General features: G+C 44.5%; 17 protein-coding genes. 8 read left to right on the plus strand and 9 right to left on the minus strand.

From position 1 onward, the window contains the following. Positions 1 to 49 precede the first annotated feature (49 nt). The 4 genes from WAE59_RS08270 to WAE59_RS08285 all read right to left on the minus strand — a co-directional run bounded on the left by WAE59_RS08270 (position 50) and on the right by WAE59_RS08285 (position 3,855). A complete protein-coding gene (locus WAE59_RS08270) occupies positions 50 to 1,099 on the minus strand; it encodes a hypothetical protein (protein WP_337855482.1) in 1,050 nt (349 codons plus the stop codon). Positions 1,100 to 1,475: 376 nt separating this feature from the next. Continuing rightward, the gene (locus WAE59_RS08275; RefSeq protein WP_337855483.1) at positions 1,476 to 2,357 is read right to left on the minus strand and encodes a class I SAM-dependent methyltransferase; all 882 of its coding nucleotides are present in this window, start codon (positions 2,355 to 2,357) and stop codon (positions 1,476 to 1,478) included. A gap of 14 nt (positions 2,358 to 2,371) precedes the next feature. Continuing rightward, the gene (locus WAE59_RS08280; RefSeq protein WP_337855484.1) at positions 2,372 to 3,124 is read right to left on the minus strand and encodes an ABC transporter ATP-binding protein; all 753 of its coding nucleotides are present in this window, start codon (positions 3,122 to 3,124) and stop codon (positions 2,372 to 2,374) included. Continuing rightward, a complete protein-coding gene (locus WAE59_RS08285; RefSeq protein WP_337855485.1) occupies positions 3,121 to 3,855 on the minus strand; it encodes an MlaE family ABC transporter permease in 735 nt (244 codons plus the stop codon). Before WAE59_RS08285 ends, WAE59_RS08280 begins: the two co-directional genes overlap by 4 nt. A gap of 127 nt (positions 3,856 to 3,982) precedes the next feature. Between WAE59_RS08285 and WAE59_RS08290 the strand changes: the two genes are divergently transcribed. The 4 genes from WAE59_RS08290 to WAE59_RS08305 are packed head-to-tail and all read left to right on the plus strand — an operon-like array spanning position 3,983 to position 6,995. Then, complete coding sequence (locus tag WAE59_RS08290) at positions 3,983 to 4,672, plus strand: SDR family oxidoreductase (protein WP_337855486.1); 690 nt, start codon at positions 3,983 to 3,985, stop codon at positions 4,670 to 4,672. 20 nt (positions 4,673 to 4,692) lie between these two features. Beyond that, the gene (locus WAE59_RS08295) at positions 4,693 to 5,451 is read left to right on the plus strand and encodes a PspC domain-containing protein (RefSeq protein ID WP_337855487.1); all 759 of its coding nucleotides are present in this window, start codon (positions 4,693 to 4,695) and stop codon (positions 5,449 to 5,451) included. 2 nt (positions 5,452 to 5,453) lie between these two features. Then, positions 5,454 to 6,386 (plus strand): LiaF transmembrane domain-containing protein, encoded by a 933-nt coding sequence (locus WAE59_RS08300; RefSeq protein ID WP_337855488.1) that lies wholly within the window; start codon positions 5,454 to 5,456, stop codon positions 6,384 to 6,386. Beyond that, a complete protein-coding gene (locus WAE59_RS08305) occupies positions 6,387 to 6,995 on the plus strand; it encodes an RDD family protein (RefSeq protein WP_337855489.1) in 609 nt (202 codons plus the stop codon). On the opposite strand, the gene ispG is transcribed toward WAE59_RS08305, so the two are convergent. After that, entirely contained in the window at positions 6,992 to 8,935 is a 1,944-nt protein-coding gene (gene ispG, locus WAE59_RS08310) for a (E)-4-hydroxy-3-methylbut-2-enyl-diphosphate synthase (RefSeq protein WP_337855490.1), read from the minus strand. The two genes, WAE59_RS08305 and ispG, sit on opposite strands and share 4 nt — an antisense overlap. 174 nt (positions 8,936 to 9,109) lie before the next feature. Here ispG and WAE59_RS08315 point away from each other — a divergent pair, with 174 nt between their 5' ends. Together WAE59_RS08315 and WAE59_RS08320 are read left to right on the plus strand one after the other, a co-directional pair. Beyond that, positions 9,110 to 10,423, plus strand: a complete 1,314-nt coding sequence (locus tag WAE59_RS08315) for a M16 family metallopeptidase (protein ID WP_337855491.1) — start codon at positions 9,110 to 9,112, stop codon at positions 10,421 to 10,423. A 3-nt stretch (positions 10,424 to 10,426) separates the two neighbouring features. Beyond that, positions 10,427 to 11,842: a M16 family metallopeptidase gene (locus tag WAE59_RS08320; protein ID WP_337855492.1), complete on the plus strand. Its 1,416-nt coding sequence runs from the start codon at positions 10,427 to 10,429 to the stop codon at positions 11,840 to 11,842. A 57-nt stretch (positions 11,843 to 11,899) separates the two neighbouring features. Here WAE59_RS08320 and WAE59_RS08325 read toward each other — a convergent pair whose 3' ends face one another. Both WAE59_RS08325 and WAE59_RS08330 read right to left on the minus strand, forming a co-directional pair. Next, positions 11,900 to 12,220 (minus strand): hypothetical protein, encoded by a 321-nt coding sequence (locus WAE59_RS08325; RefSeq protein WP_337855493.1) that lies wholly within the window; start codon positions 12,218 to 12,220, stop codon positions 11,900 to 11,902. 122 nt (positions 12,221 to 12,342) lie between these two features. Continuing rightward, complete coding sequence (locus WAE59_RS08330) at positions 12,343 to 13,107, minus strand: CHASE3 domain-containing protein (RefSeq protein WP_337855494.1); 765 nt, start codon at positions 13,105 to 13,107, stop codon at positions 12,343 to 12,345. A gap of 124 nt (positions 13,108 to 13,231) precedes the next feature. Between WAE59_RS08330 and WAE59_RS08335 the strand changes: the two genes are divergently transcribed. Together WAE59_RS08335 and WAE59_RS08340 are read left to right on the plus strand one after the other, a co-directional pair. Further along, entirely contained in the window at positions 13,232 to 14,134 is a 903-nt protein-coding gene (locus WAE59_RS08335; protein ID WP_337855495.1) for a helix-turn-helix domain-containing protein, read from the plus strand. 79 nt (positions 14,135 to 14,213) lie between these two features. After that, a complete protein-coding gene (locus WAE59_RS08340) occupies positions 14,214 to 15,053 on the plus strand; it encodes an SDR family NAD(P)-dependent oxidoreductase (RefSeq protein ID WP_337855496.1) in 840 nt (279 codons plus the stop codon). A gap of 90 nt (positions 15,054 to 15,143) precedes the next feature. Here WAE59_RS08340 and WAE59_RS08345 read toward each other — a convergent pair whose 3' ends face one another. Continuing rightward, positions 15,144 to 16,052, minus strand: coding sequence for an alpha/beta fold hydrolase (locus WAE59_RS08345; RefSeq protein WP_337855497.1), 909 nt, complete (start codon positions 16,050 to 16,052; stop codon positions 15,144 to 15,146). 91 nt (positions 16,053 to 16,143) lie between these two features. After that, entirely contained in the window at positions 16,144 to 17,016 is an 873-nt protein-coding gene (locus tag WAE59_RS08350; RefSeq protein WP_337855498.1) for a helix-turn-helix domain-containing protein, read from the minus strand. Positions 17,017 to 17,178 lie beyond the last annotated feature (162 nt).

Raw genomic sequence — 17,178 nt, forward strand, 5'->3', positions numbered from 1 at the left:
TACTGCTCATAATTCCCATTTGGAAATTGTTTTTCGAAAACCTGTTGTATTACTGGTATTGAATATAAATCGGTGCCGGTTTCAATTTCAACAATTCTTCCGGTGTCATTAAACGATGTGGCGCTTTTTTCAGGTCGTTCTTATAAAATAACTTAAATCCTGTGAACTGTACCGGCTCTGAATAAATGAAATGGCGATAAGTACCTAATTTCAGATCAGGTTCGCCCCAACCGTCCATGTGCATTACGATCTGTACTTCAGGACGTAATTTGATGTTTTGGTAATTGCTGACCATTTTCCTGGTGAAACGGTGTATTACGAAAACTTTAGGCGGCAGGTTGTGTTTTTTCACCACATCAGCCAGGTACTGCGATACGTAGTTGATGTCAGCGGCGTCGTAAGTACCGATCTTTTTGCCTGGAAGAGAACCATCTTTCATCGAGAATTCCGGGTCTATGCCTAAATGTACATTTGGCATTTCCAGGTATTTGGCGATGTGCGGAATCTCTGCCTTAATGTTGCTCAGGGCTACCTGCAGGTCGAGGAAAACAATGGTGTTTTTGTGCATCGCCGCGATCTTCAATACCGAATCAATCTGTTTATTGCCCATACGGTTGATGTATTTTCCATCTTTACCCGGGGTTCCGCTGGCAACTGCCGCGATATAATGCAAGCCGACTTGTACAGGTGTAGCAGGATCTGCTTTTTCCCATCTTTTCACTTCAGCGTTCAGCCTGGTCCACATTTCTTTTGGAGCGTATTCACCCAGGGCACCCATTTTCTTAGAGTGCAGATTTCCATAATAAACAATAATGCGTTTAAAGGGCAGGATGGCACCGTCAAGTGGATACGGCTGTTTTTTTACCGGCCATTTGCCTGTCGTGTCGCCATTTGCCAGCTTTTTGATTAATTGGTTGTATTTCGCGGTATCTATAGGCGCGCGCGCGTTGGTCTCTTCTTCTTCAACAGCAGTTGAATCGCCCGAAAGGGCTGTTTTTGTTTTTCCGTTGGCTTTGTTGTTGTCAGAACTACAGCTGGTGAAAACACCGATTGACGCTGCTCCGAATAAAAGCATCCCTGCTACATGAGCTAATTTCATTTGATATTTGATAAATGTGTTTTTATGGTAAAATCATACAAGTATAACCAACTTAAAACGAATTAAAAATTAGTTGAGGAGGATATTATAAATATTTATTCAAGTTGTTTGGAATTATTCTAAATAAGTTACTATACTTGTATTGTTATTTGAAATCGTTCTAAATAGATGAGCGTAGTTTGGGCGTAAGTATGACAGTATATCATTTTGCTCATCGATAAAGATAATTTGGTTGGTTTAAGTTGATAAGGACAGCTTCCGGTGCCCTTCCGGAAGCTCCTTTTTCTTGAAGCCCATAAAGAAACTTAGTTCAGTAAAAGGTGTACTGGTTAGGTGTGTTTGAAAGCGTCGGATTAGGTCCCCGACGCTTTTATTTTTAGAAGCTGTTGAATTTTCCAAATACGCCCAGTGGCAATTTCGTACCCGAGGTAGCCTGCAGATACAGCTCACCTGTTTCGAGATTGCGCACCTGTGGGAATGAGGTTTTGATCAGGTTTTCCACGATCACGGAAGAAAATCCCAGGGAATAAGTGTTGAGGATCAGGAAATGTTCCTCTTCATCGAGTAGCTGCACGACATCGTGCATCATCTCCTGAATGTGATCTTCCAGTTTCCATTTTTCACCATTTGGTCCATGGCCAAAAGCAGGAGGATCCAAAATGATCCCGTTGTATTTTTTGCCGCGTTTAAGTTCTCTTTTTACAAATTTCAAGGCATCTTCTACGACCCAGCGTACGTCTTTCAGCCTGGACAGCTCCTGGTTTTCATTGGCCCAGTTGACCACTTGTTTGATCGAATCTACGTGTGTAGTATCGGCGCCGGCGGCTTTAGCAATCAGCGAAGCAGCGCCTGTATAGGCAAAAAGGTTCAATACTTTCGGACTGGGGGTCTTAAAACGGCGTACACAAGAGGAGATATAATCCCAGTTTACTGCCTGTTCCGGAAATACACCCACATGTTTGAAAGAGGTGAGTCCAAGACGCAGGTTGATGGTCACATCGTCATTTTTATATTCCACGTTCCAGCGGTCAGGGATCTGCTGAGCAGATTTGATCCATTCTCCTGAAGTCGCGGAGCGTCCTCTAAACCGGATGTGTGTCGCTTTCTTCCATTCCTGTTCAGACCAGGTTTTTTTCCAAACAGCCTGAGGTTCAGGCCTCGATAAGACCAGGTTTCCGAAGCGTTCTAATTTTTCAAAATCACCACAATCAAGCAACTCATAGTCTTTCCAGTGCGTGGGGGTAAGCAGGCTTATCATAAAATATGGGTATATTAAAATTTGTCTTTCGCAGCTTTCATGAAGCGGCTGGCAAAAACAAAATCGTTTAGTTCCTGGATGTCCGTATGGGCGATTTCCTTATTCGATCCTTCCCAGAATTTCTTTCCTTCGTGCAAAAATAAGATATAATCTCCAATACCCATAACGGAGTTCATATCGTGAGTCACTACAATGGTTGTCGTGTTGTATTCCTCTGTCAGTTCTTTAATGAGTTCATCAATCACGATAGAGGTTTTAGGATCTAACCCCGAATTGGGTTCATCTACAAACAGGTATTTAGGGTTCATGGCGATCGCACGTGCGATACCTACCCTTTTTTTCATCCCGCCGGAGAGTTCTGCCGGAAATAGTTTGTTTTTGCCTTCCAGGTTTACACGCTCCAGACAGAAGTTTGCCCGCTCCAGCTTTTCCTTTCTTGACTGTTCTGTAAACATGTTGAGTGGGAACATAATGTTCTCTTCTACCGTCATAGAGTCGAATAGTGCGGAGCCCTGGAAGAGCATTCCGATTTCCTTCCGGATCTCGATTTTTTCCTCGAAGTTCATGGTGGTAAATTCCCTTTCATCGTAGTCTACACTACCTTGTTCCGGCTGGTGCAATCCGATCATGCATTTTAACAGGGTTGTTTTTCCGGAGCCGGAACCACCGATGATCAGGTTGGTTACACCAGCTTCAAACTTACCCGAAATGCCTTTCAGTACTTCGTTGTCTCCAAATGACTTATGGATGTCCTTAATCTCGATCATAATAAAAGCTGAGTTACAAGATAATCACAGACCAGTATAGAAATACAGCTGACCACAACCGCACGTGTACTGGCCTGTGCAACTTCCAGGGCACCGCCTTTGACATAGAAGCCCTCATAGGCGGGTACTGAAGTAATGATAAAGCCAAAAACAAAAGCTTTCACCAATGAAACGGTGATGGTGTAAGGATTGAAGTCAGTAGTGATCCCCTGGATATATTCTGCCGGAGAGACTGCACCTGACAGCGTACCTCCAAGGTAGCCACCGGTAATGCTCAGGAACATAGACATGATGACCAGTAAAGGTACCATGGTAATGCCGGCGATGATCTTCGGAAGTATGAGGTAACCGGGCGAATTGATACCCATGATTTCCAGGGCATCAATCTGTTCACTCACGCGCATGGTGCCGATTTCGGAGGAAATGGCAGATCCGATCTTTCCAGCCAAAACAATTGCACTGATGGTCGGGCTGAGTTCCAGAATGGTTGAGTCACGGTTTACTGAGCCAATGATCGTTTTTGGAATGAAGTCACTCACCAGCTGAAAAGCGATCTGGAGGGTCATTACTGCACCGATGAAGGTAGAGATGATGGCAATGAGTCCGACAGAGCCGACGCCAATGAAGTCCATTTGCTTGAAAATGGCCTGCAGGTAGATTTTAAACTTTTCAGGCCTTCTAAATACCGCTTTCAATAGGAGAAGGTACTTGCCAAAATTGGTGAAATTCATTCTTGAAAAATTAGCTATGGTATTTTTGTAATATTACACAAAGAAACAATTTTCTAGCAAATCTTTGGCCACAAAGTTTTTCTATGGCCGTGTTTTTGTATAATTGCGGGAAATAAGCGTTGTAACAATGAATGCAATCATTACAGGAGCTACGAAGGGCATCGGGAAAGCCATTGCAATAAAACTGGCCGAACAGGGTTACGATCTGGCACTTTGTTCCAGGAATCTGGAGGAGCTGGAGGAATTTCGTGCTTCGCTGCAGTATACCGGCGCTGACATCATGATCCATAAGACCGATTGCAGCCTCAAAGCAGAGGTATATGCTTTTTGCGAATCAGTGAATGCCAGCTTTGAAAAAGTAGATGTGCTGGTGAACAATGCGGGTGTATTTTTGCCTGGGATGGTACTGGATGAACCAGATGAACAGTATGAAAGCCAGTTGGATCTCAACCTGAATGCGGTTTATTACCTCAGTAAATTCTTTGGAAAAATGATGCGTACACAATCCTCAGGGCATATTTTTAACATTTGTTCTGTTGCCAGTAAACAAAATGTTGAAAATGCTGGTAGCTACAGTGTAACTAAAGCAGCCTTACTGAGTCTTAATCATGTATTTAGGGAAGAGTTATCGAAATACGGCGTTAAGGTGAGCGCAATTTTGCCGGGTTCCACACTGACCTCATCCTGGGAAGGGACATCCATTCCACATGAGCGTTTTGTACAGCCGGAAGATATTGCAAACACCATACTTGGTATCTTAAATTTAAGTGCTGGCGTAAATGTTGATGAGGTAACCCTAAAACCCTTACAATTTTAACATAAAGGAGGACAAAGATCATGGACAAGAGATTATTTAGGAATGAGCATGAAAAGGTGATTGCGGGGGTGTCGTCCGGAATTGCAGAGTACATGGAGGTGGATGTAACGATCATCAGGTTGTTGTTCGTGCTATCTACCATATTTTTAGTGGGAACAGGGATTTTGGTGTACCTGATCATGTGGATCGTGGTACCCGTCAACAACGATCCGGCAAGCAGGTTCTCCAGATTTAATGATTTTTACAGGGGACAGTCAACACAGGATCCCTTTGGTAGCGGTACAGCTTCCCCGGGCACTTCCCAGTCAGCTTCAGACCGCTGGGCCAATAGTGGCAGCAACTGGACTTCCTCAACTATAAATGATGGCGGTTTTAAGGCCAGTCCTAAACCAGGTGATTTTCAGCCCATCCAAAATAAGAACAATGAGACAGGGCGTATGGTCGGTGGACTGTTCCTGCTGGTGATCGGAATTTATTTCCTGATGAATGAATTTCATTTCATTCCATTCTGGTTCAGTCTGAGCAAATTGTGGCCATTGGTATTTGTTGCCATCGGTTTTAGTTTCATCATGAAATCTAAACAGAAAAATGCCTGGGAGGATTGGAAGCGCGAACAGGAGCAACGTGCGTATAGCCAGAATGCGCCATCAAACGCGCCTGAGCCAGCTGCTCCGCCAGTTGCCGAAACTCCTTTGAGTGATACTCCTGTAGCTGATGCTGCACAAGAAGCTGCACCAGCACCTAAAATAGACGATAGATTCACTAAGAAAGACCTGTAATCATGAAGTTGGACAGAATAATGTGGGGCATTGTACTGCTGTTTATCGGTGGTGTGCTCCTTTTGGAAAATTTCCAAATCATAGATTTTCATTGGGGAAGCGTTTGGCGTTTTTGGCCGATCTTCCTGATCATAGCAGGAGTGAACATCCTGTTTAGTAAAAATAAATCCCAGGTAGGGGGAATCGTTTCGCTTGCGATTCTTGTGGTCACCCTGATCCTGTTGTTCTTTAAAGGCCAACAGCCATCCAATAAGAGCTATACGATCATTGACCGTGTAGAGGATGAAGTCAACATAGATCGGAGCAAGTATGAAGACTTGCATTTTTCCCATCCATATACCGATTCATCTTCTGTAAAAACGGTGCTCAACATTTCCGGAGGCGGTACTTCCTTCGAGCTTAAAGAACCTACAGATAGTTTGATTGAAGCTAAAGTAGAGAACCGTGCTGGTAAATTTACACTTCAGACCATGAAAGAAGACAGCGTGACTACTGTCAATTTCAAGATGAACGGCAAGCAGAAATGGAATATGGGGGACGGCGGAAATGATGTCGATTTTCTCCTGAACAAAGATCCGAAATGGGAAGTGAATATGAACATGGGAGCGGGTGAAGTCAAATTTGATTTTTCCGATTACAAGGTGTCTAAATTTAATTTTGATGGTGGCGCAGCGGCCCTGGACATCAGGTTTGGCTCATTACTTCCTCTAATGGAGGTGAATGTAAAAACCGGAGTCGCTGATGTAAAGATTAACGTGCCGGAAGCTTCTGGTTGCAGGATCAAAACCAAAACAGGTTTGTCTTCCAAAGACTTTTCCGGTTTCACCAAGCTGGATGACGGAGTCTATGAAAGTCCAAATTATAAATCGGCAGTCAATAAAGTGCTGATCAATCTGGATGGCGGACTCAGTAATTTTGAAGTTCACCGTTACTAAGTGGATACGATTTACACCATTGTTGTCAATGGAAAGCCCGAGGGGCCGTATGCTATTGAGACACTGAAAACACTTCATGTGCAGCCTGATACCTTTCTGAGGAAACCCGGGATGGACGATTATAAAGAAGCTCACGAGTTCCCGGAACTGCGTGAGCTTTTTGGTTTTGACTATCAGCATACTGCCCCGCAATATTTCGCTGCTTTCGACCAGCGTTTATTGGCGATGGCCATAGATTATTTTCTTTTAGGACTGGCCTATGTGGTACTCGTATTGCTTGGCTTTTTATTTGTGGAAGAAAAGGCTCAGCGCATGGTTTTGGCTTTCAGCGGACTACCGCTGTTGCCCCTGGCAAAGCTGATTTATGGCAGCTTATCCGAAGCTTCCATTAAACAAGCGGGAATCGGTAAACAATTGCTGAACATTAAAGTGACTGATTCAAAAGGTCAGCGCATTACGCGCAGTCAATCCTTTGGCAGAAATCTGGCAAAAGTTTGCTCGGCAGCGCCTGTCTTTTTCGGTTATTTGTATAGCTTTCTGAACAAAAAGCAGCAATGCTTCCATGATCTGATCGCAGATACATTGGTAGTGAAAGACAGGCTGATTTAGATACTGACTACTTCTGTCCAGTTACCATCTTCCTTGATCAGGTCGATCAGGTCATTCAGTGCATTGGCAGAGTTCACATTTTTTTTCACCACCTCTTTGCCCCGGTAAAGCGTGATCTTGTCTGGTCCGGTACCCACATAACCATAGTCGGCATCTGCCATTTCTCCAGGCCCATTTACAATGCAGCCCATGATGCCGATTTTAATGCCTTTCAGGTGGTCGGTACGTGAGCGGATCATTTGTGTCGTTTCCTGAAGGTCAAATAAGGTCCGTCCGCAACTTGGGCAAGAGATGTATTCCGTTTTCGAAATCCTGGTTCTGGTGGCCTGCAAAATACCAAAGCTGGTGGCGTTGACGAGGGAAAGCGGGATCTCGGCATTTACGTTGATCCATACTCCATCGCCCATACCGTCGGTCAGTAATGCGCCAAGGTCCGTTGCTGCGTAGAGCATCAGGTCATCGCTGCTGAGGCCTTGATAATCGCGGCGGATGATGACCGGCACCTGAACCTGTTTTCTGATGAGCTCAATGAAAGTTTCCCTTTGGGCAGCCATGCCATGAAGTTCAGTTGTATTTAAAACGAGTACTGCATCGGGGCCTATTTTACTATAATCAATTTTCAGACTGTCATTGGTATCAACCAGAATGAGGTTGAGCAATTGATCTTTTTCGCCCTTTTGGTATGCTTCAAAACTAAGTAAAGGATGGCAATTGCGTTTGTCTTTCAAGCTAAGCCATGTCTCATAATTATAGACCTGTCTCAGGTTTCCCGGAAAGGAGAATGAAGGCAGCTGGTCGCCAAGGTATACCAGGTCACAGGCCTGGTCTGTCATGTTGTATTTATCGAGGCCAGCACTATAATTGTATCCCACAGCCGATAGGAAATAAGGATCTTTCAGGTTCTCCTGAGTAACATTCAGCATCACTACCGGATGGTGATGATCGCCGATATGCTGTACCGCAGTGGTAGCCCTGCGCTGGTATTCGAAAGGCTTATATGGCAGCTCCGGATTGCTGAAATGAAGTTTACTTTCTTTAAACAATGGTTTTCCATATAGGTCCATCGCACGTTTTTCATACCTCATTGCCATCGCTTTAGCTACAGGAGCTTCAAATTCCGGATCTTCCGTGAGTGATACCCTGATGGTATCACCTAAACCATCTTCCAATAAAGTACCGATGCCTACCGCCGATTTGATACGGCCGTCTTCACCATCGCCGGCTTCTGTGACACCCAGGTGCAAAGGATAATTCATGCCCTCCTTCAGCATGGTATCTACAAGCAGACGGTAAGCCTGCACCATTACCTGCGTATTGCTGGCTTTCATGGAGATCACCAGGTTGTAATAATTCAGGTCTTCACACATGCGGATGAATTCCATGGCAGATTCAACCATGCCCCGGGGGGTATCTCCGTAATGGCTCATGATCCGGTCAGATAGGGAACCGTGGTTGGTGCCAATGCGCATGGCCGTGCCGTACTCTTTACAGATTTTTACCAGTGGGGTAAATTTCTTGTAGATACGTTCCAGTTCGGCCTGGTAAGCGGCATCTGTATATTCGATGTTTTCGAAGCGTTTTTTATCGGCATAGTTGCCGGGGTTCACCCTTACTTTTTCCACGATGCGGGCGGCGGCTTCTGCAGCATTTGGGGTGAAATGGATATCGGCGACCAGGGGTACATTATAGCCCCTTAAACGGAGTTCCTTTTTGATACTGGCCAGATTTTCTGCCTCTTTCATACTCGGTGCAGTGATGCGCACATATTCACAACCCGATTCCACCATTCTGATGGTTTGCTCCACTGTACCCAGGGTATCCATGGTGTCTGTTGTGGTCATCGATTGGATGCGGATCGGATTGAATCCACCCATAGGGACATCACCAATCGTGACCTCACGCGTTAAGAATCTTGAATATTGAACAGGTACTTCTTCCATGATTTGCAAATGTAGGGCAAAGATAAAGTTTATCCTGTTGGCATATATTAAAATTTTTGTAATAAATGACTGTAAAAAGCGTCTGACGTATTGTGATAAAGCGCTGTAGATGGTATAACTTCGCAACAGTTTATCTCAGATTAAAAAATTTATAAAAAAACTGATCAATTGAAAATGAAACAAAAATTATTGTTGACACTGGCCGTTTCGGGGCTGTGCCTGAGTGCTTCAGCACAGCAGGTGAAATTTACCGAATACGATCTCGACAATGGCTTGCATGTGATCCTTCACCAGGATAAAACGGCGCCTGTAGTTGCGGTATCTGTAATGTATCATGTAGGGTCCAAAGATGAAGATCCCAAGCGTACCGGTTTTGCCCATTTCTTTGAGCATTTGCTTTTTGAAGGCAGTGAAAATATGAAGCGTGGTGATTTCATGAAACTGGTAAGCAGTAATGGCGGACAAAATAATGCCAATACTTCACAGGACAGGACTTTCTACTTCGAGACTTTCCCTTCCAATCAGCTGGAGCTGGGACTTTGGCTGGAGAGCGAAAGGATGTTGCATCCAAAGATTGATGAGGTTGGGGTAAAGATCCAAAATGAGGTAGTTAAGGAAGAAAAGCGCATGCGTATTGACAACAGCCCTTACTCGAAGTTTGCAGAGAATATCTTCAGTCATTTATTCGAAGGCCATCCCTACAGCTGGCAGCCAATCGGTTCTATGGAACATCTGGATGCCGCAAAGCTGGACGAATTTTTGGCTTTCTTCAAAAAGTACTATGCACCAAACAATGCGGTATTGACCATTGCTGGTGATATTGATGTGGCAAAGACCAAAACACTGGTTGCTAAATATTTCAATGAAATCCCCAAAGGTGTACCTGTCGTGAAGCCCAGTTTTACACTAAAGCCAGTCAACAAACAGATTGTAGATACAGTTTACGACGCCAACATTCAGATCCCTGCTATTTTTGCAGCTTATCGTGTTCCTGGTATGAAAAGCCGTGACAATAAAGTGCTGGAAATGATCAGTACCCTGTTGTCGGGCGGAGGAAGTTCCAGGCTGAGCACCAAAATGGTAGATGATAAAAAGACAGCCCTGCAAGTCTCGGCTTTCAATTACACATTAGAGGACTATGGTGCTTACATCACGCTGGCATTACCTAATAACAATACCCCTTTAAACGACCTTTTGGCCGACATTGATGCAGAAGTTTTGCGTGTGCAGACCGATCTGATCAGTGAATCAGAATTCAAAAAATTACAGAACCAGTTTGAAAACGGATTTGTGAGCGCCAACAGCAAGATGATTGGCGTTGCTGAAAATCTGGCGAATGGGTATACTTTCCAAAATAAAAACACCAATTCCATCAACGAGGAACTGAAGGAAATCCAGTCGATCAGCCGCGAGGAGATCAGGGATGTGGCCCGTAAATACCTGAAAAAAGACGGACGTGTTGTATTGTATTACCTACCAAAGAAATAGAAAATGAAGAAGATATTTATCCTTGCTGTTACTGCCTTGTTCTTACAAACGGCGACAGCGCAAAAACTAGACAGGAGCCAGAGACCTAAAGCAGGACCAGCACCGGTACTTGCTTTTACCGATCCTGTGACGTTTAAACTGCCAAACGGTATTACCGTACTGGTGGTAGAAAACCATAAGCTACCAAAGGTTTCGGCAAGCTTTAGTATTGATGCAGGTCCACGTACCGAAGGTGCGAAAGCCGGGGTATTGGGCCTGATGGGCAGTATGCTGAATGAGGGAACCACGAGCAAGACAAAGGTTGAGTTTGATGAGGCTGTAGATCAGATGGGTGCTTCTGTAGGTGTAGGTGCATCTGGAGGTTCTGCGGCGGCGCTGACGCGTTATTTCGAGCCTGCGTTCCTGTTGATGGTGGAGGCTTTGCGTCATCCTTCTTTTCCACAGGCTTCTTTTGATAAACTAAAATCGCAAACCATTACCGGTCTGAAATCCAATGAGCGTAGTGCAAAAGCCATCTCCGGAAGGGTAGTAAGTGCTTTGTCATTTGGTACAACACATCCAATGGGCGAATTCGCTACCGAACAAAGCATCAATTCCGTGACCCTTGAAGACGTGAAAGCTGCCTATAAGGAATACATCACCCCTTCACGTGGTTACCTGACTTTCGTTGGGGATATCAAACCAGAGGCTGCAAAGGCATTGGCGACAAAAGCCCTTGGCGACTGGAAAGGGACTACATTAACCTTACCGGTATTGACGAATGTGAATAATCCAACAAAAACAGAAATTGATGTGGTAGATGTACCGAATGCTGCGCAGGCGGAGATCACCGTGACCAACCTGATCAGTTTGCCGGTAAGCAGTCCGGACTACCATGCAGTGTTGCTGGCCAACGAAATTCTGGGTGGTGGTGCTGATGCCAAATTGTTCAGAAACCTGCGTGAAAAACATGGCTTTACCTATGGCGCGTATTCCAGCACAGGTTCAGGTCGCTTTCAATCGAATTTTGCCGCCACTGCTGCAGTAAGGAATGAAAAAGTAGACAGTGCTGTGGTTGAATTCTTAAAAGAAATCAATGTTATGCGCACAGAGAAGGTGAGCAGTGAAATCCTGCAAAATGCCAAGAACCTGTATAATGGCTCATTTGCCCTTGGCCTGGAGAATCCAGCGCGCACAGCAGGTTTTGCAAGCAGTATCCTGATCAATAATTTGCCAAAGGACTTTTACCGTACTTATCTGCAAAAAATTAATGCAGTTACGCCGGAAGATATCCTTCGGGTGAGCCAAAAATATTTTGGTCATGATGATGCCCGCGTAATCGTGGTAGGGAAAAAAGACGTTTTTTGGGAAGGACTAAAAAAGCTAGGTTATAGCCTCAAAGAATTTGACGCTTATGCAGCTCCCGTAGCCGCGAAGTAAAATCAGTTTATGAATTGACACGACAGGCTGTTCCTAAAAAGGGCAGCCTGTTGTGTTTTAAAGAAAATCGGTGATGTATTGGATGGCCGTTTCCGTAGAATTGATCAAGGAATCGCGGTAGATCCCAAAATTCGTTTCACGGGCCTGTTCACTAAAACTTTCTTTGAGGAATTTTTTATTTCCGCGAATCTCCACACGGTCGTAGTTATAGCAGTTGCCGAACACATTTGGGTGTTTTTTATACAGCACAGCGATCACCTTAGCATATTCCTGATAGCATTCATGAAGTACCTGTGTGTTGGCTTCATTGCAATCTGCTGCTGTTTTAATCTTTTCAAGTAATTGTTGTAGTCTTTCTCTTTCTTTGTTGAATCCCATTTTAGTAAAATTCCCTCTCGCTTTTCTGTGGCAGATATACCATATTTTCTGAGCGTCCCTCTAGGTGGAAGAACGAAATAAAAGTGTATACGGTTTTAGGAATTTTCAAAATAGCCTCCAGGCTATTCCAGGTCTGTTTTATTGACCCTGATTTTGTAATTGCCATCTGCTACTTTCTGGGCAACACCTCCGATCACTTCAATTTGTTTTTGCATAGTATGGTCTTTTTGAATCAGTTCCAGGTGTAGTGCTGCACTCTGTTTGGCTGCTTTATTGATCTTCAGGTAAAAGACGATGGTGATGATCATCGAGATCAAAAGTACCAGCACAACAGCCAATGGGGTAGTGGTCACGTATTTGTTCACGGTATTGGTCCTTGCGATCATCAGTTTGTTTTCACGTTCAATCATCGTATGAACCATAGATCTGATGGAGTCCATGACTGCCTTGCCATTACTCAGCGCCTGTACGGTAGGTGGCAGACCTCGCTTTTTATCGATGATGGATTTTTGAATGAGGCTGAATTTCTGTGCGATCAGTTTTTCCAGCATGGGAAAGTCACCCTGCTGGCTTGCATTGTCGCGGGTTAGCAACTGTACCTTAATGAGTTGATCGGCCACTTCCCGCTCTGCGCCTGTATAGGGCTCTAAAAAAGCTTCATCGCCAGTGAGGAGATAACCGCGCTGTCCCGTTTCTGCATCCTTCATCCTCGAGATGAGCTCATTTAATCCCGTTTCCACCTGGGTGGTGTGCTCCACCCATTGCTGACTGTTCAGCAATTCTTTAATACTGAGGTAAGACAGAGCAGAACTGGAAACGAGTACGAGTAAAGAAAGGCTAAACCCGATAAATAAATTTCTTTTGGCTTTTTTTTGAATGACTTGCATGATGAAAGATGTTGTTGAGCAAAACTAATCATATCGCTCAACAAAACAAGAAAGGGAAATTCTTATGAGAAGATAAAGTTTGGACTCAGGTTTGCCTTTCGTTTGAATTGTGTAACTTTGCTTCATGGCCACCACGGAAACCCTTGAGGAATTTTATAAGCACAAGTTCAGTTGTCTGCCTGATAACCTCAGTCAGGACATCGGGCACTTTAACGTTTTCAAATCAGAGGATAGTTATATCCCTGGTGCTAAACCTATCCCATACAGCCGACGGGATTTTTATAAAATCAGTTTGTTCAGGGGGAAAGGGATTGTACACTATGCAGATAAAAGTATTGAGATGGATGGCACAGCCCTGGTATTTTTCAATCCGATTGTGCCCTATACTTTCGAAAAGCTGAGTGACACGCACAACGGCAGGTTTTGCATCTACAAAGAGTCCTTCTTTACTGAGATGCTGCGTCACAACCTGAATCAGTTGCCCATGTTTGCTCCAGGTGCGAATCCTGTCTATGTGCTCAATGAAGAGCAGGATACCTACGTCTTCCAGATTTTTGAAAAGATGCTGGCGGAGATCAATTCGGATTACATCTTTAAATATGATCTGCTCCGCAGTTATGTTACGGAGTTGCTGCATTATGCCATGAAGATCCAGCCTTCCAACCGGCTCTTTCAACACCCGGATGCCAATTCGCGTATTACGGCAGTATTTACAGAGCTGCTGGAGCGGCAGTTTCCTATTGAATCTCCTTCACAGCGATTTGGCCTGCGGTCTGCAAAAGATTTTGCTGACCGCCTGTCTGTACATGTGAACCACCTCAATCGTGCGGTTCGTCAAACGACAGGAAAAACAACAACAGACCACATTATGGAGCGCCTGACCATTGAAGCCAGGGCATTGCTGCGCCATACGAACTGGAATGTATCTGAGATCAGCTACTGCCTCGGCTTTGAAGCACCGACACATTTCAATAATTTTTTCAAGAAACAGACCAGTACAACACCGTCTGCTTTTCGACTTGTTTGAATTTCGTAACAATTGGTTTGAATAGCGTACGCGCCTGGTACGTGTTCTGTACTATTTTTGTATCATCAAAAAAAGAGATATGAAGAACATCAGAACTTGGTTTATTACGGGGGCGTCTAAAGGTTTTGGTTTGAGCCTGGTCAGGCAACTGCTTGAGGCGGGACAGAACGTTGCGGCTACTTCCCGCAATTTAGATGCGCTGAAAGCTGCGGTAGGGGTTACTGCTCCCAATTTCCTTCCGCTGGAGGTGGATCTGTCCAACGAGGACAATGTAGGCTGTGCCATTCATCAAACTAATGTAGCTTTTAATGGTATTGATGTGGTCATCAACAATGCGGGCTATGGCATCGGTGGCAGCATTGAAGAATTGAGTGATCGCGAGACACGCGATTGTTTTGAGATCAATGTCTTTGGGACGCTGAACGTGATTCGTACGGTGATGCCCTACATGCGGGCGCAAATGTCCGGGCACATCATTAATATATCGTCTATTGCGGGGATTACTGCCACAACTGGCTGGGCTGTTTATGCTGCTACAAAATTTTCGGTAGTAGGTTTGTCTGAGGTATTGGCACAGGATGTAGCCGAATTTGGGGTTAAAGTTACCGTTGTAGCCCCTGGCGCATTTCGTACCAATTTCCTCAATGCAGAGTCCATCAATATCGCGCAGCACAGGATTGGGGAATATAGTGCTGTACATGGTGCTCAGGATCTGATGCTGCAAAAAGACGGTAGGCAGGACGGCGACCCTGAAAAGGCTGCTGCGGCGATTATCGAGCTGGCCCATTTGGAAAATCCTCCACTGTATTTATTGCTTGGTGATGACGCTTATCATCGTGCGATGACCAAGCTGGACAGCTTGAAATCGGAGTACTTATTGAACGAGGAATTATCGAAGGCCATGGCCTATCATGGTTAACATGAACAGAAGGAACTGCGGTTAGGTGCTAAAGCTGAAATAAAAAAGCGGTCAATACTCCTCCTGACCATTGACCGCTATCTGAATTAATTATAATCTCGCGAATTTCTCCAGTTCGGTATTGAACTTGTCCATTTCTTCTACGAAGAGTGCGTGACCACTCTTTTCAAATTTAACGATGTAGGAGTTTTTGATGCCTTTGTGCAATTGTTCGGCCAGGTCGTAACTGATCAGCTTATCTTTAGTACCCTGAAATATGGCAACAGGTATTTTGATGTTTGTCAAGACTGGACGCAGGTCAAGGTCTCCAAGTGAGCGTATGGATTCGGTGACTGCGTAAGGGGATGCGGACAGGTTGATTGCCTCTAACCATTTTTCTTTAGCCGGTGAAAGTTTAGTGCCTTCAGCTGCAAATGCGTCCCCGAGGCCTTCTATCAATTCTTCCCTGGCAGCGATGGTCTGTTTGATCAGCCCGGCAGCAGCTTCCTCGGATATACCATATTTATAATCTGCACGCTGCTTCCAGGATGGCGCTGCTGCTGCAAAAAGTGCGAGTTTGCTTACATGTGCCGATTTGTATTTGTTGACATAATGGGTGACTACGGCGCCTCCCATTGAGAAGCCTCCCAGAACTGCATTTTCAATTTTTAACTGATGGAGAACTGAGTAAATATCGTCGGAGAAAACATCGAAATCGTATTTTCCATAGGGCTTGTCTGATTTGCCAAACCCGCGAAGCGAGATACCGATCACCCTGAAACCCTTTCTTACCAGGTACTGATATTGGTATTCATACATTTCGTCGCTGAGCGGCCAGCCGTGTATCAATACGATCGGCTGTCCATCTCCCAGATCTGTCACGTGAAGTTTAACATTTTTTTCTACTTCGATGTATTCTGCTCTTCCTGCCGATGCAGGGGTTCTTGTTGATTGGGCGAAAATAGTTTGGCTTGAAAATAAAACCAGGATTAGGCTGATGGTGGAGATAAGTGTTTTCATTGTTCTGCTTTTTAAGTTTTTTCTATTGTATTGCTATTGGTTAACATTACAAAGGTGGGCAGAATGATGGGGCCGGGGAATGGACAAATGGCTACGTGTCTTGCAGATTTTTCCCCTTGCTTTGCGAAAGGTATTTGGTTCTGAAGCCTGAGGGTGTTTCTCCGGTCTTGATGAAGAACAATCGGCTAAAATACGCAGGGTCGTCATAGCCGAGATCATAGGCTATTTCCTTTGCACTCATGGGAGTATGTACGAGCAATCTTTTTGCTTCAAGAATGATTCGGTTTTTGATGATCTCGTTTGGCGGGGGCAGGTTCATCTTTTTGAACCGGTGGCTGAGTGTTTTCGGTGCGATCAGTAAGAGGTCGGCATAGTCTGCCACGGTATGTTTCTGTTTGTAATGTGCATCTACCAATTGTGTATATTTCCTGAAGGCATCCGGATCATCGTTTTCTGCCAGGACACCGTTCAGGTGCTGTTGTTTCCATAATCGGGTGGATTTAATGAGCAATTGTTTCAAATAGGTGCGAAGCATTTCCTCCTGTGAAGCGTCTTTCATTATAAATTCGCCCTCCATTTGGCTGAAAATGGTGTTGAAAGATGGGGCTTCCTCAGGGGGTACGCTGGTCATGGGCATATTATTGATGTTGTTGTACAGTAAGCCATCGCATGCAACTTCTTTGTCGTGGATCTGAATACAATAGAAATCGCGGTTGTAATAGATGAAGTAACCCATTTCAGCGCATAAGCCCTCGATGCTCAATACCTGATTTGGGCTGATGAAGAAAAGTGCCGGACCGGCAGTATGGTATACGCTGAAGTCGACTTTAACCTGACAGCCTTTGGGCAGGTACATGGCCTTGATGTATGACTTGTAAGATTCGGAATTGATTGTTTTTAGGTTGTCATCATTCAGGTGTACCAGTCCTATTTTTTTCAGGTTGTTGTCAAAAATGTTTTTCATTATCTGTTTGTAGCCATTGAGTTGATCAGGTTTGTTTCAATAATAAGGTGGAGCCCGGGGACTGCAAAATTATGGTTAAATGTATAAAAAGTTCAGCTTTGGTTAGCGCTTTGATAGGTCTGGTGATCTAACTAAGTTAAAATCTTTATAAAAATTGTTGCA

This window comes from Pedobacter sp. GR22-6 (assembly GCF_037402555.1).
GTDB lineage: Bacteria > Bacteroidota > Bacteroidia > Sphingobacteriales > Sphingobacteriaceae > Pedobacter.

Bases quoted from the DNA above. Each gene is read 5' to 3' on its own strand.
- WAE59_RS08270 (WP_337855482.1), bottom strand. From the start codon at position 1,099: ATGAAATTAGCTCATGTAGCAGGGATGCTTTTATTCGGAGCAGCGTCA.
- WAE59_RS08275 (WP_337855483.1), bottom strand. From the start codon at position 2,357: ATGATAAGCCTGCTTACCCCCACGCACTGGAAAGACTATGAGTTGCTT.
- WAE59_RS08280 (WP_337855484.1), bottom strand. From the start codon at position 3,124: ATGATCGAGATTAAGGACATCCATAAGTCATTTGGAGACAACGAAGTA.
- WAE59_RS08285 (WP_337855485.1), bottom strand. From the start codon at position 3,855: ATGAATTTCACCAATTTTGGCAAGTACCTTCTCCTATTGAAAGCGGTA.
- WAE59_RS08290 (WP_337855486.1), top strand. From the start codon at position 3,983: ATGAATGCAATCATTACAGGAGCTACGAAGGGCATCGGGAAAGCCATT.
- WAE59_RS08295 (WP_337855487.1), top strand. From the start codon at position 4,693: ATGGACAAGAGATTATTTAGGAATGAGCATGAAAAGGTGATTGCGGGG.
- WAE59_RS08300 (WP_337855488.1), top strand. From the start codon at position 5,454: ATGAAGTTGGACAGAATAATGTGGGGCATTGTACTGCTGTTTATCGGT.
- ispG (WP_337855490.1), bottom strand. From the start codon at position 8,935: ATGGAAGAAGTACCTGTTCAATATTCAAGATTCTTAACGCGTGAGGTC.
- WAE59_RS08315 (WP_337855491.1), top strand. From the start codon at position 9,110: ATGAAACAAAAATTATTGTTGACACTGGCCGTTTCGGGGCTGTGCCTG.
- WAE59_RS08320 (WP_337855492.1), top strand. From the start codon at position 10,427: ATGAAGAAGATATTTATCCTTGCTGTTACTGCCTTGTTCTTACAAACG.
- WAE59_RS08325 (WP_337855493.1), bottom strand. From the start codon at position 12,220: ATGGGATTCAACAAAGAAAGAGAAAGACTACAACAATTACTTGAAAAG.
- WAE59_RS08330 (WP_337855494.1), bottom strand. From the start codon at position 13,107: ATGCAAGTCATTCAAAAAAAAGCCAAAAGAAATTTATTTATCGGGTTT.
- WAE59_RS08335 (WP_337855495.1), top strand. From the start codon at position 13,232: ATGGCCACCACGGAAACCCTTGAGGAATTTTATAAGCACAAGTTCAGT.
- WAE59_RS08340 (WP_337855496.1), top strand. From the start codon at position 14,214: ATGAAGAACATCAGAACTTGGTTTATTACGGGGGCGTCTAAAGGTTTT.
- WAE59_RS08345 (WP_337855497.1), bottom strand. From the start codon at position 16,052: ATGAAAACACTTATCTCCACCATCAGCCTAATCCTGGTTTTATTTTCA.
- WAE59_RS08350 (WP_337855498.1), bottom strand. From the start codon at position 17,016: ATGAAAAACATTTTTGACAACAACCTGAAAAAAATAGGACTGGTACAC.